The organism is Desulfosediminicola sp. (genome assembly GCF_048381775.1).
GTDB lineage: Bacteria > Desulfobacterota > Desulfobulbia > Desulfobulbales > Desulfocapsaceae > Desulfopila > Desulfopila ganghwensis.
Genome location: NZ_JBLXGE010000002.1, coordinates 168,377 through 194,384 on the forward strand (window position 1 = coordinate 168,377; position 26,008 = coordinate 194,384).

The 26,008-nt window shown below is 50.6% G+C and carries 27 protein-coding genes and 1 riboswitch; of the genes, 10 read left to right on the top strand and 17 right to left on the bottom strand.

Features of this window, described 5'->3' with window-relative positions:
- Positions 1-207: 207 nt before the first annotated feature.
- Positions 208-735 carry a hypothetical protein gene (locus ACN5NT_RS03650; RefSeq protein ID WP_419174539.1) on the bottom strand — a complete coding sequence of 176 codons (528 nt, stop codon included), beginning with the start codon at positions 733-735 and terminating at the stop codon, positions 208-210.
- 266 nt (positions 736-1,001) lie between these two features.
- Here ACN5NT_RS03650 and ACN5NT_RS03655 point away from each other — a divergent pair, with 266 nt between their 5' ends.
- The 3 genes from ACN5NT_RS03655 (at position 1,002) to ACN5NT_RS03665 (ending at position 3,698) form a co-directional block, all read left to right on the top strand.
- Entirely contained in the window at positions 1,002-1,559 is a 558-nt protein-coding gene (locus tag ACN5NT_RS03655; protein ID WP_136795234.1) for a glycine cleavage system protein R, read from the top strand.
- A 29-nt stretch (positions 1,560-1,588) separates the two neighbouring features.
- Positions 1,589-2,971 carry a PFL family protein gene (locus ACN5NT_RS03660; protein ID WP_136795235.1) on the top strand — a complete coding sequence of 461 codons (1,383 nt, stop codon included), beginning with the start codon at positions 1,589-1,591 and terminating at the stop codon, positions 2,969-2,971.
- Between the two features lie 298 nt (positions 2,972-3,269).
- Positions 3,270-3,698: a universal stress protein gene (locus tag ACN5NT_RS03665; RefSeq protein WP_167495611.1), complete on the top strand. Its 429-nt coding sequence runs from the start codon at positions 3,270-3,272 to the stop codon at positions 3,696-3,698.
- An 88-nt stretch (positions 3,699-3,786) separates the two neighbouring features.
- Here the strand turns inward: ACN5NT_RS03665 and ACN5NT_RS03670 are convergent, their stop codons facing one another.
- Positions 3,787-4,167 carry an iron-sulfur cluster assembly scaffold protein gene (locus ACN5NT_RS03670; protein ID WP_136795237.1) on the bottom strand — a complete coding sequence of 127 codons (381 nt, stop codon included), beginning with the start codon at positions 4,165-4,167 and terminating at the stop codon, positions 3,787-3,789.
- A 123-nt stretch (positions 4,168-4,290) separates the two neighbouring features.
- Positions 4,291-4,559: riboswitch (cobalamin riboswitch) on the top strand.
- Positions 4,560-4,798: 239 nt separating this feature from the next.
- Between ACN5NT_RS03670 and trpD the strand changes: the two genes are divergently transcribed.
- The 5 genes from trpD to ACN5NT_RS03695 all read left to right on the top strand — a co-directional run bounded on the left by trpD (position 4,799) and on the right by ACN5NT_RS03695 (position 10,827).
- Positions 4,799-5,911 (top strand): anthranilate phosphoribosyltransferase, encoded by a 1,113-nt coding sequence (gene trpD / locus ACN5NT_RS03675; protein WP_419174540.1) that lies wholly within the window; start codon positions 4,799-4,801, stop codon positions 5,909-5,911.
- Entirely contained in the window at positions 5,911-6,117 is a 207-nt protein-coding gene (locus ACN5NT_RS03680) for a hypothetical protein (protein WP_136795239.1), read from the top strand. The genes trpD and ACN5NT_RS03680 overlap by 1 nt, the downstream gene beginning before the upstream one ends.
- Before the next feature lies 1 nt (position 6,118).
- A complete protein-coding gene (gene cobT, locus ACN5NT_RS03685) occupies positions 6,119-8,251 on the top strand; it encodes a nicotinate-nucleotide--dimethylbenzimidazole phosphoribosyltransferase (protein ID WP_136795240.1) in 2,133 nt (710 codons plus the stop codon).
- A gap of 725 nt (positions 8,252-8,976) precedes the next feature.
- Positions 8,977-9,744, top strand: coding sequence for a DUF1641 domain-containing protein (locus ACN5NT_RS03690; RefSeq protein WP_419174541.1), 768 nt, complete (start codon positions 8,977-8,979; stop codon positions 9,742-9,744).
- A gap of 90 nt (positions 9,745-9,834) precedes the next feature.
- The gene (locus ACN5NT_RS03695; RefSeq protein ID WP_419174542.1) at positions 9,835-10,827 is read left to right on the top strand and encodes an NAD(P)/FAD-dependent oxidoreductase; all 993 of its coding nucleotides are present in this window, start codon (positions 9,835-9,837) and stop codon (positions 10,825-10,827) included.
- A 9-nt stretch (positions 10,828-10,836) separates the two neighbouring features.
- Here the strand turns inward: ACN5NT_RS03695 and ACN5NT_RS03700 are convergent, their stop codons facing one another.
- Together ACN5NT_RS03700 and ACN5NT_RS03705 are read right to left on the bottom strand one after the other, a co-directional pair.
- Positions 10,837-11,082: a hypothetical protein gene (locus ACN5NT_RS03700; protein ID WP_217907629.1), complete on the bottom strand. Its 246-nt coding sequence runs from the start codon at positions 11,080-11,082 to the stop codon at positions 10,837-10,839.
- 125 nt (positions 11,083-11,207) lie between these two features.
- Positions 11,208-11,783 (bottom strand): response regulator transcription factor, encoded by a 576-nt coding sequence (locus ACN5NT_RS03705; protein WP_167495613.1) that lies wholly within the window; start codon positions 11,781-11,783, stop codon positions 11,208-11,210.
- Positions 11,784-12,183: 400 nt separating this feature from the next.
- On the opposite strand from ACN5NT_RS03705, the gene ACN5NT_RS03710 reads away from it, so the two are divergent.
- Positions 12,184-13,281 carry a DUF368 domain-containing protein gene (locus tag ACN5NT_RS03710; RefSeq protein WP_419174543.1) on the top strand — a complete coding sequence of 366 codons (1,098 nt, stop codon included), beginning with the start codon at positions 12,184-12,186 and terminating at the stop codon, positions 13,279-13,281.
- A gap of 10 nt (positions 13,282-13,291) precedes the next feature.
- Here the strand turns inward: ACN5NT_RS03710 and ACN5NT_RS03715 are convergent, their stop codons facing one another.
- The 7 genes from ACN5NT_RS03715 to ACN5NT_RS03745 all read right to left on the bottom strand — a co-directional run bounded on the left by ACN5NT_RS03715 (position 13,292) and on the right by ACN5NT_RS03745 (position 20,651).
- A complete protein-coding gene (locus tag ACN5NT_RS03715) occupies positions 13,292-14,176 on the bottom strand; it encodes a 1,4-dihydroxy-2-naphthoate polyprenyltransferase (protein WP_419174544.1) in 885 nt (294 codons plus the stop codon).
- 43 nt (positions 14,177-14,219) lie between these two features.
- The gene (locus ACN5NT_RS03720) at positions 14,220-14,972 is read right to left on the bottom strand and encodes an ABC transporter permease (RefSeq protein WP_217907630.1); all 753 of its coding nucleotides are present in this window, start codon (positions 14,970-14,972) and stop codon (positions 14,220-14,222) included.
- Between the two features lie 2 nt (positions 14,973-14,974).
- The gene (locus ACN5NT_RS03725) at positions 14,975-15,781 is read right to left on the bottom strand and encodes an ABC transporter ATP-binding protein (protein WP_136795245.1); all 807 of its coding nucleotides are present in this window, start codon (positions 15,779-15,781) and stop codon (positions 14,975-14,977) included.
- A 65-nt stretch (positions 15,782-15,846) separates the two neighbouring features.
- On the bottom strand, positions 15,847-16,839 hold the full coding sequence (locus tag ACN5NT_RS03730; protein ID WP_419174545.1) for an ABC transporter substrate-binding protein: 993 nt from the start codon (positions 16,837-16,839) through the stop codon (positions 15,847-15,849).
- A gap of 263 nt (positions 16,840-17,102) precedes the next feature.
- Entirely contained in the window at positions 17,103-18,137 is a 1,035-nt protein-coding gene (gene mnmH, locus ACN5NT_RS03735) for a tRNA 2-selenouridine(34) synthase MnmH (RefSeq protein ID WP_419174546.1), read from the bottom strand.
- A 111-nt stretch (positions 18,138-18,248) separates the two neighbouring features.
- On the bottom strand, positions 18,249-19,745 hold the full coding sequence (locus ACN5NT_RS03740; RefSeq protein ID WP_419174547.1) for a hypothetical protein: 1,497 nt from the start codon (positions 19,743-19,745) through the stop codon (positions 18,249-18,251).
- Between the two features lie 480 nt (positions 19,746-20,225).
- Complete coding sequence (locus ACN5NT_RS03745; protein WP_419174548.1) at positions 20,226-20,651, bottom strand: hypothetical protein; 426 nt, start codon at positions 20,649-20,651, stop codon at positions 20,226-20,228.
- Positions 20,652-20,927: 276 nt separating this feature from the next.
- Here ACN5NT_RS03745 and ACN5NT_RS03750 point away from each other — a divergent pair, with 276 nt between their 5' ends.
- Positions 20,928-21,713, top strand: coding sequence for a YaaA family protein (locus ACN5NT_RS03750; protein WP_419174549.1), 786 nt, complete (start codon positions 20,928-20,930; stop codon positions 21,711-21,713).
- Positions 21,714-21,810: 97 nt separating this feature from the next.
- Here the strand turns inward: ACN5NT_RS03750 and ACN5NT_RS03755 are convergent, their stop codons facing one another.
- Genes ACN5NT_RS03755 through ACN5NT_RS03780 form a run of 6 tightly spaced genes read right to left on the bottom strand, consistent with a single transcriptional unit; the run spans position 21,811 to position 25,915 of the window.
- Positions 21,811-22,269, bottom strand: a complete 459-nt coding sequence (locus ACN5NT_RS03755) for a hydrogenase maturation protease (RefSeq protein WP_136795251.1) — start codon at positions 22,267-22,269, stop codon at positions 21,811-21,813.
- Entirely contained in the window at positions 22,269-22,745 is a 477-nt protein-coding gene (locus ACN5NT_RS03760) for an L-2-amino-thiazoline-4-carboxylic acid hydrolase (RefSeq protein ID WP_136795252.1), read from the bottom strand. The genes ACN5NT_RS03755 and ACN5NT_RS03760 overlap by 1 nt, the downstream gene beginning before the upstream one ends.
- A complete protein-coding gene (locus ACN5NT_RS03765; protein WP_136795253.1) occupies positions 22,742-22,993 on the bottom strand; it encodes a 4Fe-4S dicluster domain-containing protein in 252 nt (83 codons plus the stop codon). Before ACN5NT_RS03765 ends, ACN5NT_RS03760 begins: the two co-directional genes overlap by 4 nt.
- A 1-nt stretch (position 22,994) precedes the next feature.
- Positions 22,995-24,410 (bottom strand): Ni/Fe hydrogenase subunit alpha, encoded by a 1,416-nt coding sequence (locus tag ACN5NT_RS03770; protein WP_136795254.1) that lies wholly within the window; start codon positions 24,408-24,410, stop codon positions 22,995-22,997.
- Complete coding sequence (locus ACN5NT_RS03775; RefSeq protein WP_136795255.1) at positions 24,410-25,342, bottom strand: methyl viologen-reducing hydrogenase; 933 nt, start codon at positions 25,340-25,342, stop codon at positions 24,410-24,412. The genes ACN5NT_RS03770 and ACN5NT_RS03775 overlap by 1 nt, the downstream gene beginning before the upstream one ends.
- A 24-nt stretch (positions 25,343-25,366) precedes the next feature.
- Positions 25,367-25,915, bottom strand: a complete 549-nt coding sequence (locus ACN5NT_RS03780) for a hypothetical protein (RefSeq protein WP_217907631.1) — start codon at positions 25,913-25,915, stop codon at positions 25,367-25,369.
- Between the last annotated feature and the right edge of the window lie 93 nt (positions 25,916-26,008).

Consider the following 26,008-nt stretch of genomic DNA (forward strand, 5'->3'; position numbering starts at 1 on the left):
GGCACCCGGTATAACCTGCACAGGAGATACCGGTTTTTTCCCGCCAGGAATAATGCTGGTGACATTCAACACCCATAGGCTTGAATGTATCCCGGCTGTCGCCTCTCGCCTCTCAACAACAGCTCGGATATAATTTTTTCCTTTTCAGCCAGCACGATTGTATAGAAATCTCCAAACCACTCGACTCGCACCTGACTTCCGCCCCTGTTAATCATAACTCCACTTCCTGCGAAGTGACCAGATTCCACGCTGGCCCCCGCTCGGCTCCGGCTGGGTGACAATGATCTGATTGCCCTCACCCCACCAGGCAACTACGTAATAGTATTTTGTGTAGAGCATACCGATCCGCTCACCGTTTTTTCCTGTTATCTCCATACCGCGATATTTGATCTGGATATATTCTATATCATCGACTTCACCGAACTTACCGGGAAAGTTTTCCACCCAGCTCTTCAGCTGACCACCCACCTTGAACTCATGCCAGAACTCTGATTTGAGCTGATACTCTTTTCTCAATGCCAGCAAAGCGGTCGGCTCCCCCGAGGGACCGTTAAAATAATAGCGATATTCAGGTTGGAGTTTTCCGCTCTTGAACTCCTGATCAACCTGCCAGTTCATAGTTACCCTGGCATAGTCTTTTGCCGGCCCACAGCCACTCAAAAGAACCAGGAAACTGAACAACGCCATTACCACCAGTACATTGCCCCGATTCCCGAGAATACTTTTTATCACCATAACTTGCCTCTTATGTCTTTCTATGCTCCGTTCCATGGATTTTTTTCAACGTTTGGTAATTACGATTATAACCACATTTGTTCAATTTCACTTTTGAAACAACCTCACCCAACTATCTAAAACCATTTTCTGCAATATTTGGGTTGCTCAATCACAAAAACAGTGCGATATTGTCTGTCCATCTAGATAATCTACATCCTCCGCGTCACACAGTGTTTCGAGACGCTTATCAATTTCTTTCCCCCTATCGGACAGGAGTACCTTCCATGAAAAAGCAGATGATTATTTCCGTTATGTCAAAAGACAGACCCGGGGTAATTGCCGATATTACCGGAGCAATCTATACCCTCGACGGCGATCTGGCAGACCTCAACCAGTCTGTACTCTGCGGCTATCTGAACATGATCCTGATCGCCACGTTTGACGAGGATGTCACCCCCGAAGACGTGCATGCGGAAATTTCCCACATCAACACTCCAGTCAAGTTTGAGGTCGCTATCAAAGTGATGCATGAGCATGTCGAGTTAGCATCAATGCCGCTTCCTCCAGACACCTATGTGATGACCGCTCAGGGTAAAAACAAGAGTGGCCTGGTACATAAGGTCAGCAAATTCTGTCAGCATCACAATATAAATATCCGTGACCTCGCAACGACCCTGCGCGACGGCCAGTACACCATGGTGCTGCAACTCGATCTTACCCAGGTTGAATCCATTGCCACCGTTCAGGAGTCGCTGGCTCTGTTCTCCGAAGAGACCGACCTGAAAGTAATGATGCAGCATAATGATATTTTTCAGGCAACCCACGAAGTTACTTTGCATTAATCCTCACATTTCACGACCAGGAGTTGATCATGTTACGTTCAGACCAGATTCTCGCCACCGTTGAGATGATTCAGAAAGAGAATCTCGACGTGCGCACCGTCACCATGGGTATCAACCTGCTTGATTGCCGTGGCACCGATGTTGAGGATACCTGCCGAAAAGTTGAAGAAAAGATCGTCAGATTTGCCGGAAATTTCGTCGCAACCTGCAATGAGATCAGTCGAAATCTCGGCATCCCCATCGTTAATAAGCGTATTTCCGTCACCCCAATCGCCTTCGTTGGCTCGGGCTTTGATCAGCACGGCTTTGTTGAACTTGCCAAAGCTCTTGATCGCGCTGCTACAGCAGTGGGCGTTGATATCCTGGGTGGCTTCTCTGCCCAGGTGGAAAAAGGCATGACAGCCACCGACCATGAATACGTCAAGTCGCTGCCCGAAGCTCTTGCCCAGACTGATAAAATTTGCGCATCCATTAATATAGGTACCAGCCAGAAAGGTATCAACATGGATGCTCTGGCCATGATGGGGCCCACCATCAAGGAGATCGCCGAAAAAACCAAAGAGCAAAACGGCTTCGGCGCCGCCAAGTTTGTTGTGTTCTGCAATCAGCCCGGCGACAATCCTTTTATGGCCGGTGCCATCCACGGACTTGAAGAGGCTGACGTTGTGCTTAATGTCGGCGTCAGCGGTCCCGGCGTTATCGCCAGGTCACTGGAGAGACTGATCGAGGATCACAACGGTACCAAACCCCTGCCCCTTGACGAAATCGCAGAAGAGATCAAACAGACCACCTTCCGGGTTACCCGTTGCGGTGAGCTCGTCGGCCGACAGGTCTCCAAGGCCCTCGGTATCGAGTTCGGTGTGGTTGACCTCTCTCTTGCCCCAACCCCTGCTATCGGCGACAGCGTCGGCGAGATCTTCAAGATTCTCGGTGTTGACGCGGTCGGTGCTCCGGGTTCCACCGCTATTCTTGCCATGCTGAACGACGCGGTGAAAAAAGGCGGTATCTTCGCCTCTAAAAATGTCGGCGGGCTCTCCGGCGCCTTTATTCCGGTGATGGAAGATTCCGTGCTTGCCGATGCGGTCGGCGAGGGCGCACTCTGTATGGAAAAACTTGAGGCCATGACCTGCGTCTGCTCTGTTGGTCTTGATATGGTGCCCATTCCCGGGTCAACTGATGCCGACACCATCTCCGCCATTATCGCCGATGAAATGGCACTCGGCATGATCAACAACAAGACCACCGCAGCCCGCCTCATCCCTGTCCCCGGCATGGAAGCTGGTGATCATGTCAGCTTCGGCGGCCTGTTTGGAGCCAGCCCGATCATGGAGTTGCGCAATACCGGTAAGTCTTCCCGATTCATCGGTTGGGGCGGCCGTATTCCGGCCCCCATCCACAGCTTCAAAAACTAATTGAAGCACCACACGATTTGCCCACCCTGGCAAGAACTTCTAACCAGGGTCAGATAATCGGCAGGTACAAAACAGAATATTTTGTACCTGCCGATTATTGCACATTCTTTCCTCCCGGCTGCAGCCCCTTCTGGGGTTTGACATCCTCTCCCCCCCTCCAATACAATAAAAGAAAAGAATGAGCACAGTTCATGATGCTGCTCACGATCTGCATCCGGTTCCAGCTGTTTGCACGACCGGCTCCCCACTTCAGGCAGCAACCGTACCGCAACGGTCCTATCACCAAGGAGGCCCCGCAATGAAAAAATTCACCAAGATCCTGCTCCCCGTCGATGGTTCCAAAACATCCCGAACTGCCAAAGAGCATGCCATCGCCCTAGCCACGGCAATGGAGGCCGAAATCGTGCTGGTGTACATTACCGGGCTTATTCCTGCCATTATCACCGGTAAACCACGCGAAGAAGCTATTAACGCCCAGAAGGAAGAGGCGGATACCGTTCTCAAACCGTATCGCAACTACCTCAACGATCACAGAATTACCTATAACGAAGTCATCAGCTCTGCCTTTCACCCCGGTGATGAGATTTGCAAAATTGCCAATAACGAAGGATGTGATCTGATAGTCATGGGCTCAAGGGGACTGAGTGACATTGAGGGTCTTTTTCTGGGCAGTGTCACCCATCGGGTACTATCCCGCTGCGACATCCCGGTAATGGTCGTTCGCTAACTGAAGTCATTCGTCACCATTAAAAAAAAGAACACATTCCCATCTGAGAGGACTGGCTGCCGTATTTCTATCGCTCCTGCCGCGACCCTTATTGCCGTCTTTTACCGGTATAATCATTCAAGCTGTGATAAAAGGCGCCGACAGCCAGTTCTGCACAATGATGATGGTCAGCTGGAAGTGTTTTCAGGTACTCAATAATTTTTTCCGGCGTAATCTCCCAGCATTCACTTAACTGGCACCCCTCTGCCAGATAGCTGATAGTATTGGCGCAGGCAAATGTATTCAGACAGCCGTTTATTTGAAAAGTGAGCCCCTCGACACGCTCGTTCTCCACCAAAAGATAAAATTCTACAGTATCACCACAATCCCCGGTCCTGGTGCCGAAACCGTCAGGCGCTTCCATCACACCATAACGATCATAGCTGTACGCCATTATGATAAACTCATCTGAGTAGTCATCCAGAGACATCGTCAACCCTCCTGTAAAAAAATTCCCCTGCCCCTTGCTTTAAAAAACGCACCATAGCGCACGGAGATGCTCTTTTGCAACAATCCCCAAAAGATATCTTGTTGCCAGCACTGCCAGGCACAGGTATATAGAAAGCTAGCGGGTGCGTCCGGGCCTGATTACCAGTCAGGCACCGGGGATAATAGGAAAGCCGGTGCAAATCCGGCACAAGCCAGTCATTGCTGTAAGCGGAGTCTGCTGCGGCTGGGCAACGAACCGTTTTTTTCACCAGTTACCGGTCAATGTCCATGCCCTGAACTATTCGGCTGATCACTGGAGCTTATGCTCTGGGAAGGTGGCCGCAACAGGTTAATCCGTAAGTCAGAAAGCCTGCCCGCAGGCGATATGTTCATGTCGCCTTCAGAGTTCCACTGGAGTTCTCTGTATTGCCTGACAGATCCCGCCGAGGCATTTTTTTTTTAATGCAGCGGCAGGGCTTGCAGGAGATACAGAGAGAGGACCCACCTGCTTTGCCAGAATCCGCTATGAGGTCCCTCCTCTCATCCCTGCCAGGCTGATACTGCAGAGCTGTCCCGGGCTGCATCACACCTCGGTCAGTATTTTTTTACAACCTTCAGCCGGACAAAATCTCATGGACATTGATAACAACCAGAAATTCGGGGGACTCATCAGTCAGCTTATTAACAAGACCGACCTGAGCGAAGCTCAATCCTATGAAGCCTTCTGCATGGTACTCAACAACGAGGTAACCGAGATGCAGCAGGGCGCCTTTCTCGCAGCCCTCACCTCCAAAGGTGAATCCGCTCCCGAGGTTGCCGGTGGATGGCGAGCGATTTACGACCTCGACACCACTAAAACTCACCTGCGTTGTGCTGACGAGGTCGTTGACAATTGCGGTACCGGCATGGACAGTTTTAAGACTTTCAATATCTCCACTGCCGCCTCAATTATCGCCGCTGCCGGTGGCGTAAAGGTTGCCCGTCACGGCGCCCGGGCCATTTCCTCCACCTGCGGAACAGTGGACATTGCTGAAAGTCTCGGGGTCGATGTCGAATGCAGTGTCGATATTGTCGCTAACTCCATCGAGACCACAGGGCTTGGCCTGTTTAACGGTATGAGCCCGCAGGTTCACCCCCTGGCATTGGGGAGAATACTCTCACAGATTCGCTTCGGTTCACCATTAAATATCGCAGCCTCCCTGGCTAATCCCGCCCTGCCCAGATATGGAGTGCGCGGTGTCTACTCCCGTGAATTACTGATGCCTGTCGCCAGGGTGATGGACTCCATCGGCTATCTTGACGCAATGGTCATGTACGGCTCAATTGAGGGAAGTGATAAGGGGATGGACGAGGCGTCCGTCTGCGGCACTACCTACGGAGTCCGTCTGCATGGAGGTACGCTCACAGAATTCAGTTTCACCCCAGAGGATTGTGGCCTGATACAACATCAGCCTGAAGAACTTGCTCCCGAGACAGATCGTCAGGAAGCAGCAAAACAGATGCTCGCGCTGCTTGCCGGTCAGATAAACGGGGCGAAACGCGACGCAATCCTCTTAAACAGCGCCTGTATTTTCCACCTGCGTGGCCTCTGTACCACCATGAAAGAGGGTGTCAAAATGGCCGATGCCATCCTTACCAGCGGCAAGGCTCTTCAGCTTTTGCATGAGTGGGTACGAGCCCAAAGCAGTGACCGGGAGGCCAGCCTTTCCCGTCTTGAGAAACTGAAAAGCGAGGTTCTCAACTGATGAAGCTATTGGTCCTTAAAGAAGCCGACCGCTACTTCCGCTTCAGGCAGGAGAACATTGAAATCTGCAAGATGAGCAAAGCCAGTGTCTATCCCCCTGAGCAGTATCAGCTGGTTGTAGAGAACCTGAAACAGCTACATGAAAATGGTTATCCGGATGCCAGGATTATGCAGCTAACCATTACCGAAACCGAATACACTCCCTGACATGCAACAGCGAATTCAACTCACCGCGATACAACAGCTTTCCTCGACAAGCGTCAACCCCAAGCAGCTTGACCAACCGACTGAGGGCCACATCCGGCTCAAGGTGCTCTATTGCGCCATCTGTCGCACAGATGCCAAGATGTGGAAAAGTGGTCATCGCGATCTGAAACTGCCGAGAGTACTCGGTCATGAAGTGGCGGCGATCAATGAAAGCAGCGGTGAGTTGTTTACCATCTGGCCGGGCCAGGCCTGTTGGAAATGCAGCTATTGCCTCAACGGACGAGATAACCTCTGTGAAGAGATGAAAATCATCGGGTTTCACTCTGACGGGGGGTTCAGCAGTTGGCTTGATGTTCCCAACCGTTCACTCATACCGGCAGAAGGCATACAAGATCCCAGACTGTTGGTCTTTACCGAACCCATCGCCTGTGTTCTCCATTGCCTGGCAACGCTCAACATCTCAGGCCGGGAACGTGTCATTATTTATGGCGGTGGAACCGTAGGACTCCTCACCGCCCTGGCCTGCCAGGTCCGGGGTTGCATGGTTACTGTTATCGAACAAAGTGAAGAGAAGATAGCGAAAACGACACCATTCACCTCCACCCACCAAATTGCCGTGGTGAAAGATACCGTGGATAGCGATTTTGATCTGGCCATCAACTGTTGTGACAGCCCGATCGCCTGCGCACTTTGCATCACCAAGTTGAAAAAAGGCGGCAAACTTGGTTTTTTCTCCGGCCTCAAGAAAAATGAGGAGTTGGACACAAACCTCCTGAACCTACTACATTATAAAGAAAATCAGCTTATTGGCAGTTACGGCCCTACCAGGGCAGACATGTTCGAGGCTGTCAAATTCTGCAGGCTGCACGGGGAAGGGCTGCTCCTTCTTATTGAAAAGTTTTTAACGGCTGAAGACGCTGCCTCGGTAATGCCCGCAATAGCAGATGGCAACGCGCTGAAATATGTTCTCGATTTCAGCTCAGATACAACCACGTCTACTACATTTTCACCCGGCCCACCTGCCAGGGCCGTTCCTTCTACCAGCAACCAGTCTGCCGCCAACTCCCTGCTCTCCCTGCCACTGACCAATCTCATCCGGAAGATTCAGCCGCTGTCTGAAGAAATACGGACAGCAGCTCAAAAGAAAATTGACATGAAGACCAAGCCTCTTGGGGCCCTCGGCAAGATAGAGCGACTCGCCGTCAGGATTGCCGCCATCCAGTCCAACCTCATGCCTCGCATCGAGAATAAACAGATGGTCGTCTTTGCAGGAGATCACGGAGTAGTGGAGGAAGGTGTTTCCGCGTATCCGTCCAAGGTAACCAAACAAATGGTCGAAAACTTTCTCGATGGCGGAGCCGCGATCAATGCCTTTTGCCGACAGTTTGACATTAGTCTCAAAGTGGTCGATATGGGAGTCAAGGGGCAATTCGCCGCCCACCCATTGCTCATTCATGGCAAGGTGCGGGAGGGTACCAGCAATTTCACCCTGCAGCAGGCCATGACCATAGAAGAAGCTGTTGCGGCTATGGAGGTAGGCGCGCAAGTGTTTTCTAAAATACTTGATGCCGGCGGGTGCGACGTAATCGGCCTTGGTGAAATGGGTATTGGCAATACCAGCTCCGCTTCGGCGATAATCTCTCTTATTACCGGAACTCCTGTGGCGGAGCTGACCGGGCGCGGCACAGGGGTAGACAACAAAGGGTTAGAGCGAAAGATAGAGGTACTTGAAAAGGCACTCCACCTGCACAGGCTAAAGCCTCATCAACCGATAGAGATTCTCGCCGCAGTAGGCGGCTTTGAACTCTGCGGCATTGCGGGTTGCGTTCTTGCAGCCGCAGCCCATGGCAAATGTGTTGTCCTGGATGGACTCATATCCACAGCAGCCGGACTTGTCGTTTACCAGATCTGTCCTGATGTCGGTCCATACCTTATCGCTGGACATCGCTCAGTGGAGCAGGGGCAGATCGCAGCCCTGCAACACATGAATCTTCACCCGGTAGTGGACATGGAAATGCGTCTCGGAGAGGGTACCGGCGCAGCCCTCACCATCAATATGATAGAACTTGCAGCACGGGTAATGCGAGAAATGGCAACATTTGAAGAAGCAGGTATAGAAGCCGTTCACCGTTAACGAAAATTTCCCGTTTATACTCCAAAAAGAAACCTTCTGAATAGGTCTTGTCTATCGACCAGACAGCAACAGGTCTTTTAATGTCTTGAATCAAATATTGTCAGGATAGTATTCGACAGTCCCCATCGATACATTGTGCCATAGAAAAATACCGCACAATCGCCACAACACCACCCCTGCCTTCCCAACCAGGTTCAACAGCAAAAGATGGATAATATTGGGTCATCATTGGGTTTATATCAACCAATCAGAGACAAATCTGACACGCCAATCAGGCCGAAATTTACGGGACTACTACATTGTAGGTATTCGAAATTCCAGAAATAGAAACGGTCGGAACATATTACCAATTCAAGATAATTCTACGGTAAGCCTTTACCAGTAATAGCATTATTGGTGATACCAATATGCCTTTACTGTTTTAAACGCCGTTTTTTTTGCATTGGTATGTATTTTGAGGTATACGAACGAAGTGGTTTATGTTAGCATATGCTCCATTTGGTACCACTACGTCGCGCACGACTTTGTCGCATCCGACAATGTAGCATTTTTTTCAGTTGGTGCAACAAAGTTTTATCGAATATATGCAGAACCGGGCCTTAGTTTTCCGGAGCCGGATTTTTGGTGCCAGGCCCGCGAATTGCTCGACAGATTTAGATTACATGTGCAGTGCGAGACTGCACTCGAAGAGTTGTTACGGAAAATATACGAACGGGAATGAAACGATGAACGAAGCTTTGATTCTGGAAAAGTTGGACAACCTTGCAAGCGAAATTCAGTCGCTGAAATCAGAAGTGCAGGCTTTTAAGGACGCAAAGCCAGTGCCCGCCACTTCCGCACAACCGGCTGTTTCTGCATCTGTCCCAATGCTCGCCAAATTCGATGGCAAATACAATGAGAAGGATCTTGACTGCCTGGTCGAAAACCTGCTGATCAGTGTCAACGACATTAACTCCATGCTCTTTAAAATGAAGGCTGGTAACGAGTTGTGTCGCGACATCGAGCCCATTGCCCATCAGGTTTACCCACATCTCATCAAATTCCTTTACGAGATTGAAGGAGCCGTTACCCTCACCGATTTCGAGGCACTGCTGAGAAATCTGCTGATCAGTGTACCTGCCATGAACGAAGCTCTTGGCTTCCTCCGTGCCGGTATCGAACTGACAGACGATCTCATGCCTGTCGCCAAGATTGTCTATCCGAAGGTAATTGTGGCGCTTAACGAGCTGCAGCAAGCCATCGACAACTCTGGTGGTATCATCAAAGTTGTGGGAGCAGCCGCTTCCAACGTCAAGGAATTCACCATCTCCGAGGAACAGGCTGAAGAGATCATCAAAGTGATGAACTCTATTAATTTTAACAACATCAAGCCAGTATCACCTATTGGAGCTGTTAAACAACTCATGAATCCGGATGTCCAGAAATCACTTGGCGCAGCATTTATGATGCTTCAGTCCATGGGTGCCTGTGTTCAGATCATGCAGAAAAAATAATAACAGTCAATCGCTCGAAGTTACTATACAGAACAGGCCGGCAACAACCGTCCCTGTTCGAAACCTGCCCTAAAGGAGGCGATCAACGTCATGAAGAAGTTAGTCATTCTCGGTGCCGGTTGCGGTGGCACCATGATGGCGAACAAAATGAGGAACCACCTGGGTGATGACTGGTCTATCACCATCATCGATCGTGATAACAATCACGATTATCAGCCAGGCTACCTCTTCGTACCGTTCGACATCAATAAACCAAAGGATATCAGGCGAACCAAGAAAGAGTTCATGAATCCCGGAATTGACTTTGTTATCTCCGAGATTACCAACGTGGACTGGAATGCGCAGGAAATCACCACTGCCACCGAAGGTAAGTTCACCTATGATATCCTGATCATGTCCACCGGCTGTGATATCAAACCTGAAGAAGTTGAAGGCCTGAAAGAAGGCTGGGGTAATGATATTCACGGTTTCTACCGTTACGATGATTCCATCGCCCTGAACAAAGCTCTCAAGCAGTTCAAAGGCGGTAAGCTCGTTGTGAATATAGCAGAGATGCCTATCAAGTGTCCTGTTGCTCCTCTTGAGTTTGTATTCCTCGCTGACTGGTGGTTCCACACCCAGGGCATCCGTGAAAAAGTCGAAATCGAGTTTGTCACTCCGCTTTCCGGCGCTTTCACCAAGCCTGTTGCCACCAGAATTCTCACCGAGGCGTGTGAGCAGAAAAACATTAACATCACCCCGAACTTCGCTCTCGGTTCAGTAGATCCTGAGAAGAAGATTATCGAGGCGTGGGACGGAACCCAGGTCAACTACGACATGCTGGTCTCCATTCCGCCCAACTTCGGTGCTGATGCAATGATCGACTCAGATGTCGCCGACCCGATGGGATATATTCCTGTCGACAAGCACACCCTGCAGCCTGCCGGATATGACAATGTCTGGGTACTTGGTGACGGAACTGATGTTCCTACCTCCAAGGCTGGTGCGGTAGCGCACTTCCAGGGTGATATTCTCGAAGAGAATATTATGGCGTACATCGAAGGCGGTGAACAACATGCCCGGTCCGACGGGCATGCGGTCTGATTCATTGAATCAGGCTTCGGGAAAGCCTACATCATCGATTTCAACTACGACACTCAGCCATTCACCGGAAACTATCCGCTGCCAGCGGTAGGTCCACTCGGTCTTTTGAAAGACACTGAGATGAACCACATTTCCAAGCTGATGTTCAAATGGGTTTACTTCAACATGCTGCTCAAGGGCACCTGGCTCGGACCGCCAGCTCTTGACATGAGAGGCAAATGCGTTGAGTAACCCGCGTTGATTGGTGCTATACACCAGACGTGAGGAAGCGGCGGAATCAGAAATGATTCCGCCGCTTTTTTTGTTTTAGGATACAACTCATCAGCTGCCCTGGATAAGAGCAGCCAGTCGCTTCAGGGAAACCCGGAATTGCCAAAGCTTCAGACAATACGACAATTTGGGCAGATGGTATACTGAAAACGGGGATCATCTTTCTTTTCAGTATATTCCTCCATTGTGTGCCAGGAATCATCAAAATCCCTGATTTTGTTGCATATTGTGCAAGCTGGCAGGTTCGACTGAAGCATTTCGACATGATCCAGCACTGTTCGCAACTCGTTGTTTGAGATAACGAGTTCCTCCTGGATCGACACCAACCGTTCCGCGACCCGTACCCTGGCTCGCAATTCGTGCTCGTCAAAAGGCTTGGTAATATAATCGTCAGCTCCGGCATCAAATCCCTGAAGGATATCATTCTGGGCATCACGAGCAGTAAGAATGATCACGTACACCGGAGTGTCACGCTCAAGCATCTTTACCTTCTCACAGAGTTCCACGCCGTTTATGCCAGGCATCTCCCAGTCAAGAATCGCAATCTGGGGGCCATCCGGTTTTTTCAGTATCTCCCAGGCTTCGGTACCCTCTTCAACACCATCGACCTTGTAGCCCCAGCGTTCGAGAACTACCTGCACGGTAAGTCTAGTCGTATACTCATCCTCAGCAATCAGTAACTTCAAGGATATATCCTCCGTTTGCGATGTTTCATCAGGGTGCTGCCAATTATTGAGTAACACCTGCCAAACACACAAGATTATGCTCCATCCGCACCAGCTGCATGTTAGCTGATACAACACTCAAATACAGTTTATCCACCCGCTATTATCCTGAACAGATTGTGTTTTGTCCACCTTTTGTGCATAAAAAAACGTATTTTCGCGAATATTGCTCTACCAATACCTCGCTATGATCTCCTGAGAAAATACTTTTCCTTCGTTTTTCAACTGAGTATAGTACCAGCAATTTTGAACTTTTCACTTACACCAGTAGCTGCCCTGCCACATTATAATTGCTGCTTATCAGGCCTTTTTTGCTCCAGCCGGCCTTCATCTTCGACAAATGCAACTTGCCAGCCCAACTATGCAGACACTCAAAAATTTCAGCATTGGATTCCTTATTGGCCTCGCCAATCTTATACCTGGAGTATCCGGTGGCACTTTTGCGCTGATCCTTGGCGTCTATGAAAGGCTGATCCACTTTCTTAATCAACTGGGGCCCAAATCCGTTCGCACCCTGCTGTCGCTTATCAGCCAACTGTTCCGGTCAGGATTCACCAGAGACAACAGAACACGACTCTGGCGCTACCTCCAGGAAAACGACTATCCCTTCATGTCTATTCTTGCCCTGGGCGCACTGGTCTGCATCTTTAGCATGTCAGCCCTGATGAAACATCTGCTGCTTCATCACTTTGTCTATACCTACGCCTATTTCTTCGGCTTGATTATCGTCTCGATACTTGTGCCCTGGAAAATGATCAAGAGACGCCATATCGCACTGATCCTGCCTGCCTTAATCGGTATTATCCTCACTGTTTCAATAACGGCAACAGTCGACCCGTACCAGAAAGCCCTGCATAAATCTGAACTGTTGCAAACTGAATTCATCGGTGACAGTACCCAATCGGGCCAGTCGCTGCAACAGACTGCTACCGCGCCTTTGAGCTATGTAGGCAAGTACAGTTCCGGTGAATTCGCGTTTATCTTTATCTGTGGCGTACTGGCTATATCCGCCATGGTACTCCCTGGAGTGAGCGGCTCACTGGTGCTGATTCTACTTGGCCAGTATTTCACTGTCATCTCGGCAATTGCAGGAATAAGCAGCCTGTTGTTGGATGACATTAGCTTTCTGGCCGCAATGGCGCTTGGCATTGTCGTGGGGCTGCTCAGCTTTGCCCGGGTTATCGAATATGCGCTGACGCGATTTCACGACCTGACCGTGAGCTTTCTTATCGGACTGATCGGTGGTTCACTCTATACACTCTGGCCATTTAAAAGGGCCGAAATAATTGCCGAGTATTATGTCAAGAACGGTTCGATGATTGAAAAAATTGACAATTTCCAGGTCTATTCAAACATCAATATCCTGCCCGATGATCTGAAAACTGCCATGGTCGCCCTGGCAATTGTTATTGCCGGAATGGCGACCATGATCCCGTTTATTCGAGGGGGGAAAGCGTAATTATTCTCTGTTATACGATTAAGCCAGCGGCAAAGAGGAGGGAGAAGAAGAGAGAAAGCTTAGCCGTCCTGGCGAGGGTATAGTTGAGGTCGCTGCCGCTGATACCCCGGACTTCATCACAGAGCATAATTGCCATGGGCAGGGTGAAGAAGGTAAACAGCACAGAAAATCCAACGCCGGCAAAGGCGAGCGGTACCATCATAAAATACGGAACCAGCACCATAGCACGATAGAGGGTAATAGTTTTCATTCTACCAAGCCGAACAGCCAGAGTCCTCTTGCCAGCCTCTTCATCGGTCGGTATATCGCGGAGGTTATTGACCACCATGATAGCTGAAATCAACAGGCCCGGCGCGATAGATGCCACCACAACCAGCCAGGACAGGCTCAGCGCCTGAACCCAATAGGTTCCGCAAACTGCCACCAGCCCGAAGAAAATAAAGACAAACAACTCCCCGAGTCCATGGGATGCCAGCGGATAGGGGCCCCCGCTATATGCCAGGGCCGCCAGCACTGAAGCCACAGCCACCAGAAATATGACCAGCCCGCCAACCAGGGTGAGATAGCAGAAAACCAGACCGCTGGCAACCAGAGTCGCCACCATTGCCCCCTTCACCTGACTGGGTGGGATCAACCCGCTCTGGGTGACACGCACCGGCCCCAGCCGTTTCTCACCGTCGATCTCATTTTTGGCATCGAAATAGTCATTGGCCAGATTAACCGCTATCTGCAACAGCAGTGCCCCGAGAAACGCCGCAAAAGCAGGTAGAAAAGCAAAAACGCCATCGGCTATGGCCGCGGCACTGCCTACGGCAACAGGAGCCGCCGCCGCTGGCAGAGTTTTGGGCCGGATCGCCAGGTACCATAGGTATAATTTAGATTCTGAACCGTTCATCAAATTCGTTTCATTCCTTTACAATTATCTTAACTACAATCTCCTACCTGAGGTAGAGATGTTTACTTACCCGCAACTCGATAGAGTAGATGAGAAAATAGAGCGCCACCCCGAGCAATCCCATGGCGAGGATACCGGTATACATCTCCGGATACATCAGCACCTGGTAGGTTTCGACCACGATATAGTAGCCAAGACCATACTGGGTCAGGGACTGTTCCGCGATAAAAAGTACAGCGATTGCAGTGCCCACAGAAACCCGGAGAGCAGTCAATACCGCTGGAAGCGTTGCCGGCAGATAAACATATCGAAATAATGCCATTCGCCCTGCCCCCAGTGAACGTACGGAAAGGATCAGTTCTTTTCTCAGACAGGAGGCCTCGTCACGCACCACCACCAGAATCTGGAAGAAAATGATAATGGCAATAAGTGTTATCTTGGAAAAATCGCTTATGCCCATTACCACATAGATAACAGGCAGAAAGATGATCTTTGGTATGGGGTAGATTATCGCGATAAGCGGCGCCACCACCCTGTCCACCTGCGGCATCTGCCCAAGCAGCAACCCCGTCGGCGCAGCGAGTGCCGTGGCAATAAAGATGGCGGCCAGGACCCTCGCGCTACTCGCCAGAAGATGTAGGCCAAGTTCACCGAAGATGGTCTGGCAAAAGAGCGGTACCACCACCAGGGGAGAAGGGAGAATAGGTCTGTTAAGAAGCATCGCCCCTATCTGCCAGAGCATGAAGAACATGGCGAGACCGATCAATGTAGAACCAAGGGTTACTGGTTTTTTCATAATTACTGCTGTACTGCTGAATTTTGGGTGACTGTCTTCGAGCCGATGGTCATTCGCAATTGCTGGCAACGCTCAAGAAATTCAGAATCATTTCGTTTGTCGATCCTGCCGGTGAGGTTATTTTCTATCACCACCGGTTCGCGATTGGTATCGTTACCGAGAACCAGGATCTTCTCCCCGAGCACCACCGCCTCCTCAATATCGTGGGTAACGGTAATGGAGGTAAGACCTGACTCCAGGTGGAACGAGTTCATAACCTTCTGCAGCTCTTCCCGAATCGGTGCATCCAGGGCGGAAAACGGCTCATCCATCAGCAACAGATCCGGCTCAAGCACCAATGTCCTGGCAATGGCCGCCCTTTGCCGCTGCCCACGGGAGAGTTCGGCAGGATATTTCTGCTGCAACTCACTGATGCCTAGCCAGCTCAGCCAATACTCAATCCGCTCTGCAAGCTTTTTCTCATCGGTCTCCATATCAACCGGGCTGTGAACACCGTCTGGCCCGTAAAATTTACGGATTTTCAGTCCAAGTTCGGTGTTTTCTCTCACCGTGGCCCAGGGTAGAAGGCCATGATCCTGCAACACCAGCCCGGTTCTGGGCCTGGCCCGGAGCAGTTCCTCGCCATCCATGCGAATAACACCCTTATCCGGCTTCAGCATCCCGGCTATTATGGAAAGCAGCGTGGTTTTACCACAACCGGATGGTCCGATAATCGTCCAGGCTTCCCCGCTGCCAATCACCAGACCGAAGTCGGCAAAGATCTGTTTGCCATCTCCATAGGAAAAGCCTAATCCTTCTATTTCAATCATCTCACACCCTGCCGGCACATGCTGCACGTTACCTCTTCAGCCCTCAATGTTACACCCGATCAAAGTTACTGACGGTTAATATACTTCTCCGTTACCGAGTCTTCGTAGCTCACCTCTTTTTCAAGCAGCTTCTTCTCAAGCAGCCACTGCTGAACATCATCCCATTGCAGCTTGCTCGGAACCTGCCCCCTTGGAAAAGGTGGAATGCGAAACGACTGCTGAACATTTTTAGGCACTCGAATCCTGGCCAGCATCAGTTCCCGGTATCTGTCCGGATTATCATTCAGATCCGCAGCGGCCCTGTCCCAGGCCCGCATGAATTTTTCTATAGCCGCATGTTTCTCGTCGGCTGCTGCAACACTGAAGCTGATGACACTGGCACTCAACCCTGCCACTTTCAGATCATTGGTAACCTCCACCGCACCCGCCTGCAAAGCGGCAAAAGCGAGGGGATCAGGCAGAGTCGCCGCCTTGATCTGACCGGCGAGGAGCAGTTGCATCCGCTCTGGCAAAACCGGCACCGAGGCGAACTTGATATCCTGTGCAGCAACACCTCCACTGGCCATTAAACGACCGGTGATATACTCGATTACTGTATTTTTTGAGACCGCCACGGGTATTCCGGCAAGATCGCTTACGCTCGCCACCTCACTGCCGGGCGCAGCGAGTATTCTGAAAAGGGGTGCTTCATCAATTGGCACACGCGCATAGGAGACAATTTTCATCTGCACCCTGTCACGGTTAAAGAGCGCCGCCCCACCAACCTCATTGATCATGCCGTCAATTCTGCCAGCCTGCATCAACTGATCACGCTCCACGGCACTACCCACCGGCAGTGCTTCAACCACGATACCTTCCTCGGCAAAGTATCCATTTGCTTCCGCCACATAAATCGGCAGAACATCCGGGATTGGCAAGACTGCCATACGCAACTGATTGTCCACTCTTTCATCACTGGCCACTGCTGCACCAGCCACAGTGGCAATCACCAACAGACCCGCAATCAGCGCCACAACCAGCTCCCGCATACTACCGATTCCTGCTTCTTTCTTTTTCATCCCTCTCACCGGACTCCCCCCAGCTTTTATCCTGCACATTATTAATGAAATTCTAATCCTTGATTATTCCACACTATTCGGCCAGTTACCTCGTGCCACTGCACACATAGCACATTTCCTGCAACATATACAGTGTCAACTCAACCGGTACACGAGACGACACGTTTTTTATGGCGATTATTGCCAGCTCGAAATTGCTGGAAGACCAGATGGAGAGAATGGGAAATACATTTTTCCGACTCTCTCCTTAGCAGGGACGGTAATCAGCGTAACAGCGAATTACGGTAATTGAGGAGCTTTTCGGCAGTGTCTGGAATATCTTCGGAGGAGAGCTCCAACTCAAACATGTTCCGCGCCATGGAATTGCCATATCGTTTATCGTAGTACTCAACGAGCAGCAAGCGCACCAGTTCGGCGAGATTACCATGGCTCAGAAGCACAATCATTCTATCCACCAGCCCATGTCCAAGCTTTCGCCTCATTGAATTGAGTATCGCTTCAATCTTTTCCACTGTCTGTTCGTCTTCTACCGGGTAATCTTCCAGTATACGTGAAACCCGGGTCTCAACCGAGGCGGTGACCAGCACATGGTGCCCGCGTTTCATGGAATCCGCCACGCCTTTCGGCAAGAAAACCCCACCCATTTTCCTGCTTTCCCCTTCCACGAAAACCGGGCCTTTGTCAAGGGTGACTATCTTCGCAAAGAGGTAGGAATCAAAGCTTTTTTGAGTTCGTGGCGATCTGTTCAGGCCGCCAAAGAGAGAGCTTTGGTGTTGGGCCAGATCTTCAAGATCAATTACATTATCCAGATATTGCAGAATTCTGGTTTTACCAGTTCCGGTGAGACCGTGAAGCACTATGCATTCTGCGCTATAGCGTTCAAGTTCTTTAAGCACCAACTGGCGGTACGCCTTGTAACCACCTTCAACCTGGATGGCATCATAGCCCTTCAGGTTTAAAAGGTTCACAACAGAGCGGGAACGCATCCCCCCCCTGGCACAGAAGACAGCGATCCTCTCACCTCTATAGGGTTCAAGCTCTGCGAGCAAGGTACTCAGTCGCGAGGTAACCAGATCAAACCCGGTATCAATAGCCTCATCCCGTCCACCAAAGCGGTAGATGGTACCAACCAGTTCGCGTTCTTCATTATCAAAAACCGGAATATTTATAGCGCCGGGCAGAGAGCCTTCGAGGAACTCCTTGGGGGAACGAACATCGATACTTACGCAATCTGAGGTCAGAACCTCTGTAAAGCTGAGCGTTTTGGGGGAAGCGCCCAATATATCATTTTGCGACATCCCATACTCTTCATCCATCGTCTCTCACCACTCAGCCTTATCTCGTAACCAGTTACAATCGTATTAATCGTTATAATTCAATCAGCTCACAGCAGCCTGCGCCACCATAGCTCATCTTCTCGGTATATACCATGTTCCATCGGGGGTTCTGCAACCGATACCGGGATAGCGCCTCGTCAGCTCAGCGACCTGCACTTCCTGGTTATACTGCCTGCAAATGATGCCATTTTCATCTGCATAGACCGGCCCCGGAATCATAGTGATGACACTGTCACCCCCTGCCGCAATCCACAGATCAGACTGCCCCACGGCGGTCTCCTCCATAACCTCTTGAAATTGATGCTGAACCTGAACAAGGGCCTGGGGTGTCCTGGTTATCTTCTGCAAATCCGGAATAATTGCCACCAGCTCTTTTCTGGTGTCCGGTTTCAAGCTTCGGTTATCACGGGTACGCAACACCCAATGTCCGACGGAAGGGGCATAATACCATGTTTTATATTCACGTGCCCGCGATTTGGGAAATGAATAGCTGTCCCTGAATCTCGAGCAGCATATCCGCCAGGTGTCAAATTCTCCCGCTGCCACCTTTACCCTCTCCTGCCCTTCAACGTCGCAACGCCAGAACGAGTCGTAAACCCTCTCGATACCATCTTTGCCGATCCATTTCCCCTTCTCGTCATAACGGGTCTTACTCTTTAACGTGAGTGGCCAGAGGGTGGTGGTCGGTTTATCAAAAAGGTAAGAAGTCTGGGCAAAACTGCGCAGACCGACCCTGGTGTTTGTCTGCCATTCCGAGCGCTTGTAAGTGAAATCCGGAAAACCCACAGAACGGTTTCCATAATGATTCTGCCATTCAACCCGCTCGTTATCGGCAACAACAACCTGCTCCCAGCTTCCATCTGAATAGACATATGTGTCACCTTCTTCATACTCAGGCAGCGGTACATATTGATCAGCCATCGTTTCCGTCGTGCTCTGCTGCTCGTGGTCATGCCCCTCTTCCTGCGGCACAGAAAAGCCCCGTTCTTTGGCAGCGGTATCGCTCTCAAGTTCCGTAACACCTGCAGCGGTCTCAGCCAATAGCGGTTTCAATTCACCTATAAATCCAAGCCTGTTCCTGATAACCGCCCCAGCTGATGTACTGCACAATCCATCCACACTCATTTTTTTCTGCATGCTCATCGACTCGCTGCAGATACCCAGCATATCATCCGGCTCCGAATCGTCATCGCTGTCGGCGTCATCACTCAGATTGTCCAGGGCGTCTTCTCCATCGCCACCCTCGCCATCGTTGTCACCATCATCACCGGAGTCATCAGAATCATCCTCTTCGGCAGCGCCATCATCCTCATCCGGCTCATCTCCCGAATCCCCGTCTTCGGTGTCATCCTGATCATCAGTGTCGCCACCATCCTGATCATCATCGCCGCCGTCAGCATCTCCTGTCCCATCCTCCTGGGCTGTTGCATTTGCTGCCTGGCCCGCAGCCACACCCGTTGCACTCCCATTATCCCAACTCAACTGATACGTGGCGAGAAACAGTATCCCGATCATGAGCCAGGACAATATCCCGCCAGCGCCTCTCAACATCGTTCCTGCAATTTTCATCCACCCTCCTGAAAAGCTGCGAGTCAGTATGTTCTCAAAGACAACTGTTACAGAAAGCCCCACCTGCAACATCATCAATAGATATCGCACACAAGAGGGACCTATCCTCTGTTCAGCAATTCTGCTTCAGTTTGTATAAGGCTATGGAAAAATACTCTGTAAATAAACCGGGATTGCGTATTTTCAGTATATCTGAATGATTTGCGCAGTTGAAGAGATCTATTGATTTTCTTGACTTTAAGCCCTTGGGGTAAAGGCGTAGTCACGTAAAAACAGGCCTTGGGGTGGAACTCAACCAGACATTATTTCACACTATTACAAACACTAAACCGACCTTGCCAATATCCGACCGGGTTACACCCCGGCACCGGGGAAGAGAGCTTATCAGCAATACGGCGCTAACCACTCTTCGCAGGTACCGGGATGAATCTCACCACGTTCGGCCGGTTAACACATTTGCCTGACCGAAGCCGTTCCAGGCTACGCCGAAGCTTTCAACCAGGCTTCCTGCAGGCGTGACTTGAGATAATCCACCATTTCCCTGTCAGGAGAATACATGTCGAAGCAGTAGCCGTCATCCCCGGAAAGACCGCCTGGAATAACTTCGCCACGCTGGTCCGGATCGCTGATCATATCGCCATAGAAACAAACTGACAGCCAGCGTTCAGCCGGGTCATCATCGATAACATCAATGATAGCAAAGAGGTTACGCTCGCTCTGCCTGGCGTGTTTCGGCCGAAGCGAGTAACTCACCCCGGGCCTGCCGATAAATGTCAACGAAGTCTCCGCCAAATCAGCGGCAAAATTATACAGCTCCTGGAAGCTTGATTTCATCGGATCATCGGCCGGTCCCCATTCAGCCAGAAATGTTTCCACCTCCCTTGTATTCCCCTGTTGTTCAGACATAAAGTACCTCCTTGAAAGTATTTTTACTGCCAGCTACCCATTTTGACTTCCCGCTTCTGCCGTTTCAATCACTATTCAAATCTGGGCAACCGGCATCACAAAGTGTACACTTCATGGCAGATTAGCTTCTGATCTGCCGGTCCATTTTCCAGTCAGTCAGCTGCAGAAATGGCCCATTTACTGACAAATGCCCATAACTGGACACCTCACAGTAATAGCCGAAATGTATTTCGGCCGAAACATTTTTCTTTATGATTCCAAGTTAAAGAGGCTTGCATGCTTTTGATTACCGCCCCCTCCAAGACCCAGCGAAGTCAACTGTCCAATCCAGTGATGGCTTCGGAACACTTCACTCTGCCGGTATTTTTAGAGCGCAGTAAAAGGCTTAATTCAGAACTTGCCAAACTTTCGCTGACGGAACTCTGCCAACTCATGAAGATGAGCGAGACCCTGGGCAAAAGTACCCACCTGCGAATCTCACATTTCGTCGAAGAACCGACATCAACAAATTGTCTGCCTGCTCTCTTTACATTTCAAGGTGACGCTTACTCAAGCCTTACCCCTGAGAGTTATGATCAACAGCAACTGCTTCATGCCCAGGCTCATTTGCGCATCCTCTCCGGCCTTTACGGCATCCTGCGTCCCCTGGACCTGATGTCTCCATATCGACTGGAGATGGCAACCAGACTGCAAACGGAAAATTCGGCAAATCTCTACCAGTTCTGGGGCGATATGATCACCGAAAACATAAACGAAGACCTGGCCGGACTCGCTGAACCGGTTGTGGTCAATCTGGCCTCTACGGAATACTCTAAGGTCATACATGCCAAAAGACTCGAAGGCCGAATGCTGACTATCACCTTCAAGGAAAAAAAAGGCGATGACTACCGGACAGTTCCCATCCATTCCAAGAGAGCCCGTGGCATGATGATTCATTTCATGATCACCGAACAACTTACCGCCCCTGGACCCCTCCGGGATTTCAATCTCGGTGGATACACATACCGGGATGATCTCTCAAGTCTCTCCCAAAAAGATGAGTGGATCTTCACCAGAGGGTAACGTTTTCTCGATAAAAAGCCAAAAGGGGCAGCGCTAGCGCGCTGCCCCTTTTGGCTTTTTCGTCTCTTTTCAATACCCTGGAACAAGCCGGGCCATTTCAGGTTAGCAGTTGCAGTACCTCATCCGCTGCGACAGGGATTGAAGCGGCAACGCTCTCACTCAACTTTTCACCGAGTTGATCGAAACACTGCCCCTCTATGCCAACCAGCCATATAGTATGCGGCATCCGTTCCGGGTACAATTTTCTGCCAACTTCAATGGCCTCTTTCACCCCGATACCATGACCGCTGACCGGTCGCTCCGTCATACCGGGCAGCTGCTCCCAGGCAAGCACATGCACTGTGCCGCAATCAGCTCCGAGCTGTACCGCGTCCACCACCACCAGTACCTCTTCACCAGCCAGCTCCTCCAGCAGATCTATGCCGCCAAGCCCTAAGAACTTCAGGTGTACATCCGCTGGCAGCTGTCTCTCCCTTAGCTCCTCATACACGGCCGCGCCGGCACCATCATCACCGGCAATGGAGTTGCCAATACACAGAACAGTCGCGGTAGCCATTACCTGCCCACAGCTCTGGAAAAGGCCAGGTTAAAGGTACAGGTCTCTCCGGTCTCCACAGTTTTCGGCCGTACCGGCGAACCAGTGAGTTCTGCCATGATTCCTGCTATATAGTAATGAAACATCTGGCAGGTAAGACCGTCTATCTCCATGTTACGCTGCTCACAGACACTGCGGATCGGGCAGCGATGCAAGGAGATCACGGCTTCACCATCATCCACGTGACCGTTGATCTCCATCTGCTGATTCCGAAACACCCGGATAAACTCAGCCAATGCAGCCGCCGGAGTCGGGCTTTCAAGATGAATGGGCATATTCTGGGCCATTCTTCTGCCCGCCGCCACCGCCAGAGACGGAGTGGATTTACCGACAAATGTTTCAATGGTACCGACAAACATATCGAGCAGAAAGGACACCTCGGTGAAGGCCTTATCGTAGTCCTCGTCGGTGAGATTGAGTTCATTGGTTGTGATCATAAAAACTTCTCCATTCTCTGGCTGAAGTGGATGTTTCTGTAAAAGTTCTTCACCACATGGATATTACTATGGCTGATCGCCTGAGAGGGACAGATATAGGTGCAGCTCAGACAGGCAATACAATTCTCAACCGTCTTCACCACCGCTTTTTCATTTGCTTCGTCAAAGCTGAAGCAATCTGTCGGACAGACCTCCAGGCAGAGCCTGCAGCCGCGACAGCCTTTTTCCCTGATTGTCATTTCCAGCATCTCATCCCCTCCTCAATGTGCGGATGAGTTCTCCGCTCTTGCGAACTTCCACATCAAGCTCCATCCTGCCGATCGCATGTGTTGAACAGGCAAGACAAGGATCATAGCAACGGACAATGAACTCAAGACCATTCAGCGCCGCCTCATCATTTCCACTGGCAAAGAGTGAGTTCGCGCCTTCTTTTAACGAGCGATTGATAGCCGCTGTATTCTGCTGGGTGGCAATGATCATGTTGGCCGAACGAACAATACCGCGCTCGTCGATCTCATAGTCATGGATCAAGGTTCCCCTCGGGGCCTCAACGTGACCAACGCCCCGTTTGCCACGAAAATCCGCAGCTACCCGGGTATCGTCGCGCAGTCTGGGATTGTTGATAATCGCATCTGCCCGTTCTGAGGCATAGATCAGTTCGATCAGCTTGCAATACATCTGCAGCACTGCGTTATGATTGGGCTTGCCGAACCTGTTCCTGAACTCCTCAAATTCGGCCTGGGCGAGTGGAGTGTCGATGGAATCAATGACGTTCATTCTGGCCAGGGTGGATACACGATACAAATTCTCCCGGCCATCCAGATCGAAGTACACCTCTTTGGCATAGGAATTATCCACAGCCCGCTCGACAATATAGTTGGTATAGTCGGTGGCGGAGAATTCCGCCTGCACCACACCTGAATCATCCACCACTCGCAGGTCGCCGTCATAAAGATTGAGCGCACCGTCCTTCACAGTGCCCATGTACCATGATGGCATATTGAGCTGGTCCAGCAGCACCGGGTGCTTATCCAGAAAATTGAACAACAGCTTTTTGATGGCTGGCGCCAACTCTTTGGACAGGCTTACCGCCTCGGCGGTCAACTCCTGCAGCTTGGCATACTGGGCGTCGCTCAGTTTATAGGAAATTCCGCCAGCCACTGCGGTTACTGGGTGAATCCCCCTGCCGCCGATGGTCTCGTTGATCTTCTGACCGAGACTTCTTAATCTCAATCCTTTTCTGGTCAGATCCGGTTCTGCATCGACCATACCGACAATGTTCTGGGTGGCCGCATCGCCACCAAGCCCAAATACCAGATCCGGACCTGCAAGAATGAATAAAGAAAGGGCATGGGAGTGAATCACATGACCCATATACATGAATTCCCGTAGCAGCTTACCAGCCTCAGGCACTTCAATTCCCGCCGCATTATCAAGCGCCTTAGCTGCAGCCAGATGGTGCGCCGTAGGGCAGACACCACAGATACGAGCTGTAACCTGGGGCAGAGTTGAAGCCTCCATGCCCACCAGAATACGCTCAAAACCACGAAGCTCATTGACGCAGAAGAACGCCTCGTCAACCTTTCCTGCATCATCACACTCCAGCAGGATGCGGGCATGGCCTTCAATTCGGGTTACCGGGTCAATCTTAATTGTTTTTGCCATCAGCTTGCCTCCACATCCGCAATCCACTTCCTGATCAGGAAAGTCGGTTTGTTGCCTATCATTTTGGTTGCCATCGCATAGGCGTAATGGGTCTTGGCAGACTGCTCCATCCGCGCCTTGATAGCCTCTGCCGGGATACTGGTGAGTTGCGACATTCTCTGGCTCACCTCCGTTCTGAGATCCCGGTTGGGCTCTGTCAGAATCTGCATGGTGGGTCCTGCACAACCGGTACACATGATACCGTGGTTGGGGCATGGGGCCAGACACCTGTCCAGCGTTACGGACCCAAGGCAGATATGTCCCTGGCTGAGGAAACAGAGTTCTTCATCCATCACTTCATCAACACTGGATTTCAGCTCTGCCACCTCGGTTTTCTTCATCACCCTGTTGCAGGCACCGCAGATCGATTCCTGGCGCACACTCGGCTCCCTGCCCTCAACAATTGCAGTCAGCGCCTCAAAGATGAAATGGGCGTGGGGAGGACAACCCGGCATGTAGAGATCAACATCGATAACCTCATCAATTGGAATGACCACCTGTTCAAGCCCGTCGACAGCTGTAGCTGGCACAGTATCGGTTTTGGTCGTTGGACATTTTTTATAGACGTGATCGATAATCTCTTCTTTGGAGTGAGCCAGACCTGCTCCATGCAGACCGCCATATACTGCACAGGTACCGAAGGCAATTATGGTCTTGCACTTTTTGCGCATCTCAAGGGCCGCATGCCGGTCATGCTCTGTCCGGATAGAACCGGTGACAATACCGATCTCCGCTTCAGGATATAATTTTTCATCGGTCAGAACCGGACATTTCTGGATCTGAACGCTCTCTAAAAACTGCAGGATTTTTTCATGCAGGTCTACGATGGCCACGTGACAGCCTCCGCAGTCACACAGCCATTCGGTATTGAGTCGAACCTTACTGTTACTCATCTCTTTATCTCCGCGGAAACCAGGCTAACCCTGAATGGTAAGCAGCTTTAGACAGGCATTTTCACCTGCATGTTTAATCTCCAGAGTCGTCTTCTTACCCATGATCGTTTCCAGAGCACCCGCAAAGAATCCGTACATCATATTGCACAGGGAGCCCTCCTGGCTATGACCGAAACGAAACAGCGCCTGACGAATCATGCAGTCTCTGAATACCAGCAGAATCTGTGATTCACCTTTGTCATTGGTAGTAATCAACTCAGTCTGACCCAGCGGCTTGAAGGTTTCGAACCCCCAGAGACAACTATTTGCTGCGAGAATATTTCTGACCTCGTCGATTGCTTCCAACAGGTCATCAGTCTTTTGAGCGTTTTCCGAAAATGTCCTGCCCAGGTTACGACCTGCAGACATTGTCATGCTGTTTGCACCGCGTCCGAGAATGGGCTCTATACCGGCAGAAAGCGCTGCCATGAAATTCATGGTCTCCTGCAGCGTTCGCCGTTTTTTCAATACTTCCTCCACCTCATCCACCTCCCTTTTATATTGGCCGTATCCCCAAAAACAGCGAATCTGCATTTCAATGCTGCAGCTTCACTCTTTTCGTGCTGGAGAAAACCCTTTAAAAATGAACCACTTCAGAAATATCAGTGTAATGAGTATATTGGATAA

Excerpts from the sequence above, each read along its gene's own strand:
- ACN5NT_RS03745 (WP_419174548.1), bottom strand. The coding sequence starts at position 20,651 with ATGTCTGAACAACAGGGGAATACAAGGGAGGTGGAAACATTTCTGGCT.
- ACN5NT_RS03680 (WP_136795239.1), top strand. The coding sequence starts at position 5,911 with ATGAAGCTATTGGTCCTTAAAGAAGCCGACCGCTACTTCCGCTTCAGG.
- mnmH (WP_419174546.1), bottom strand. The coding sequence starts at position 18,137 with ATGTCGCAAAATGATATATTGGGCGCTTCCCCCAAAACGCTCAGCTTT.
- cobT (WP_136795240.1), top strand. The coding sequence starts at position 6,119 with ATGCAACAGCGAATTCAACTCACCGCGATACAACAGCTTTCCTCGACA.
- ACN5NT_RS03665 (WP_167495611.1), top strand. The coding sequence starts at position 3,270 with ATGAAAAAATTCACCAAGATCCTGCTCCCCGTCGATGGTTCCAAAACA.
- ACN5NT_RS03755 (WP_136795251.1), bottom strand. The coding sequence starts at position 22,269 with ATGGCTACCGCGACTGTTCTGTGTATTGGCAACTCCATTGCCGGTGAT.
- trpD (WP_419174540.1), top strand. The coding sequence starts at position 4,799 with ATGGACATTGATAACAACCAGAAATTCGGGGGACTCATCAGTCAGCTT.
- ACN5NT_RS03715 (WP_419174544.1), bottom strand. The coding sequence starts at position 14,176 with ATGAACGGTTCAGAATCTAAATTATACCTATGGTACCTGGCGATCCGG.
- ACN5NT_RS03710 (WP_419174543.1), top strand. The coding sequence starts at position 12,184 with ATGCAGACACTCAAAAATTTCAGCATTGGATTCCTTATTGGCCTCGCC.
- ACN5NT_RS03690 (WP_419174541.1), top strand. The coding sequence starts at position 8,977 with ATGAACGAAGCTTTGATTCTGGAAAAGTTGGACAACCTTGCAAGCGAA.
- ACN5NT_RS03650 (WP_419174539.1), bottom strand. The coding sequence starts at position 735 with ATGGTGATAAAAAGTATTCTCGGGAATCGGGGCAATGTACTGGTGGTA.
- ACN5NT_RS03670 (WP_136795237.1), bottom strand. The coding sequence starts at position 4,167 with ATGTCTCTGGATGACTACTCAGATGAGTTTATCATAATGGCGTACAGC.
- ACN5NT_RS03730 (WP_419174545.1), bottom strand. The coding sequence starts at position 16,839 with ATGAAAAAGAAAGAAGCAGGAATCGGTAGTATGCGGGAGCTGGTTGTG.
- ACN5NT_RS03695 (WP_419174542.1), top strand. The coding sequence starts at position 9,835 with ATGAAGAAGTTAGTCATTCTCGGTGCCGGTTGCGGTGGCACCATGATG.
- ACN5NT_RS03655 (WP_136795234.1), top strand. The coding sequence starts at position 1,002 with ATGAAAAAGCAGATGATTATTTCCGTTATGTCAAAAGACAGACCCGGG.
- ACN5NT_RS03770 (WP_136795254.1), bottom strand. The coding sequence starts at position 24,410 with ATGGCAAAAACAATTAAGATTGACCCGGTAACCCGAATTGAAGGCCAT.
- ACN5NT_RS03760 (WP_136795252.1), bottom strand. The coding sequence starts at position 22,745 with ATGATCACAACCAATGAACTCAATCTCACCGACGAGGACTACGATAAG.
- ACN5NT_RS03780 (WP_217907631.1), bottom strand. The coding sequence starts at position 25,915 with ATGCAGATTCGCTGTTTTTGGGGATACGGCCAATATAAAAGGGAGGTG.
- ACN5NT_RS03765 (WP_136795253.1), bottom strand. The coding sequence starts at position 22,993 with ATGCTGGAAATGACAATCAGGGAAAAAGGCTGTCGCGGCTGCAGGCTC.
- ACN5NT_RS03725 (WP_136795245.1), bottom strand. The coding sequence starts at position 15,781 with ATGATTGAAATAGAAGGATTAGGCTTTTCCTATGGAGATGGCAAACAG.
- ACN5NT_RS03750 (WP_419174549.1), top strand. The coding sequence starts at position 20,928 with ATGCTTTTGATTACCGCCCCCTCCAAGACCCAGCGAAGTCAACTGTCC.
- ACN5NT_RS03660 (WP_136795235.1), top strand. The coding sequence starts at position 1,589 with ATGTTACGTTCAGACCAGATTCTCGCCACCGTTGAGATGATTCAGAAA.
- ACN5NT_RS03740 (WP_419174547.1), bottom strand. The coding sequence starts at position 19,745 with ATGAAAATTGCAGGAACGATGTTGAGAGGCGCTGGCGGGATATTGTCC.
- ACN5NT_RS03775 (WP_136795255.1), bottom strand. The coding sequence starts at position 25,342 with ATGAGTAACAGTAAGGTTCGACTCAATACCGAATGGCTGTGTGACTGC.
- ACN5NT_RS03720 (WP_217907630.1), bottom strand. The coding sequence starts at position 14,972 with ATGAAAAAACCAGTAACCCTTGGTTCTACATTGATCGGTCTCGCCATG.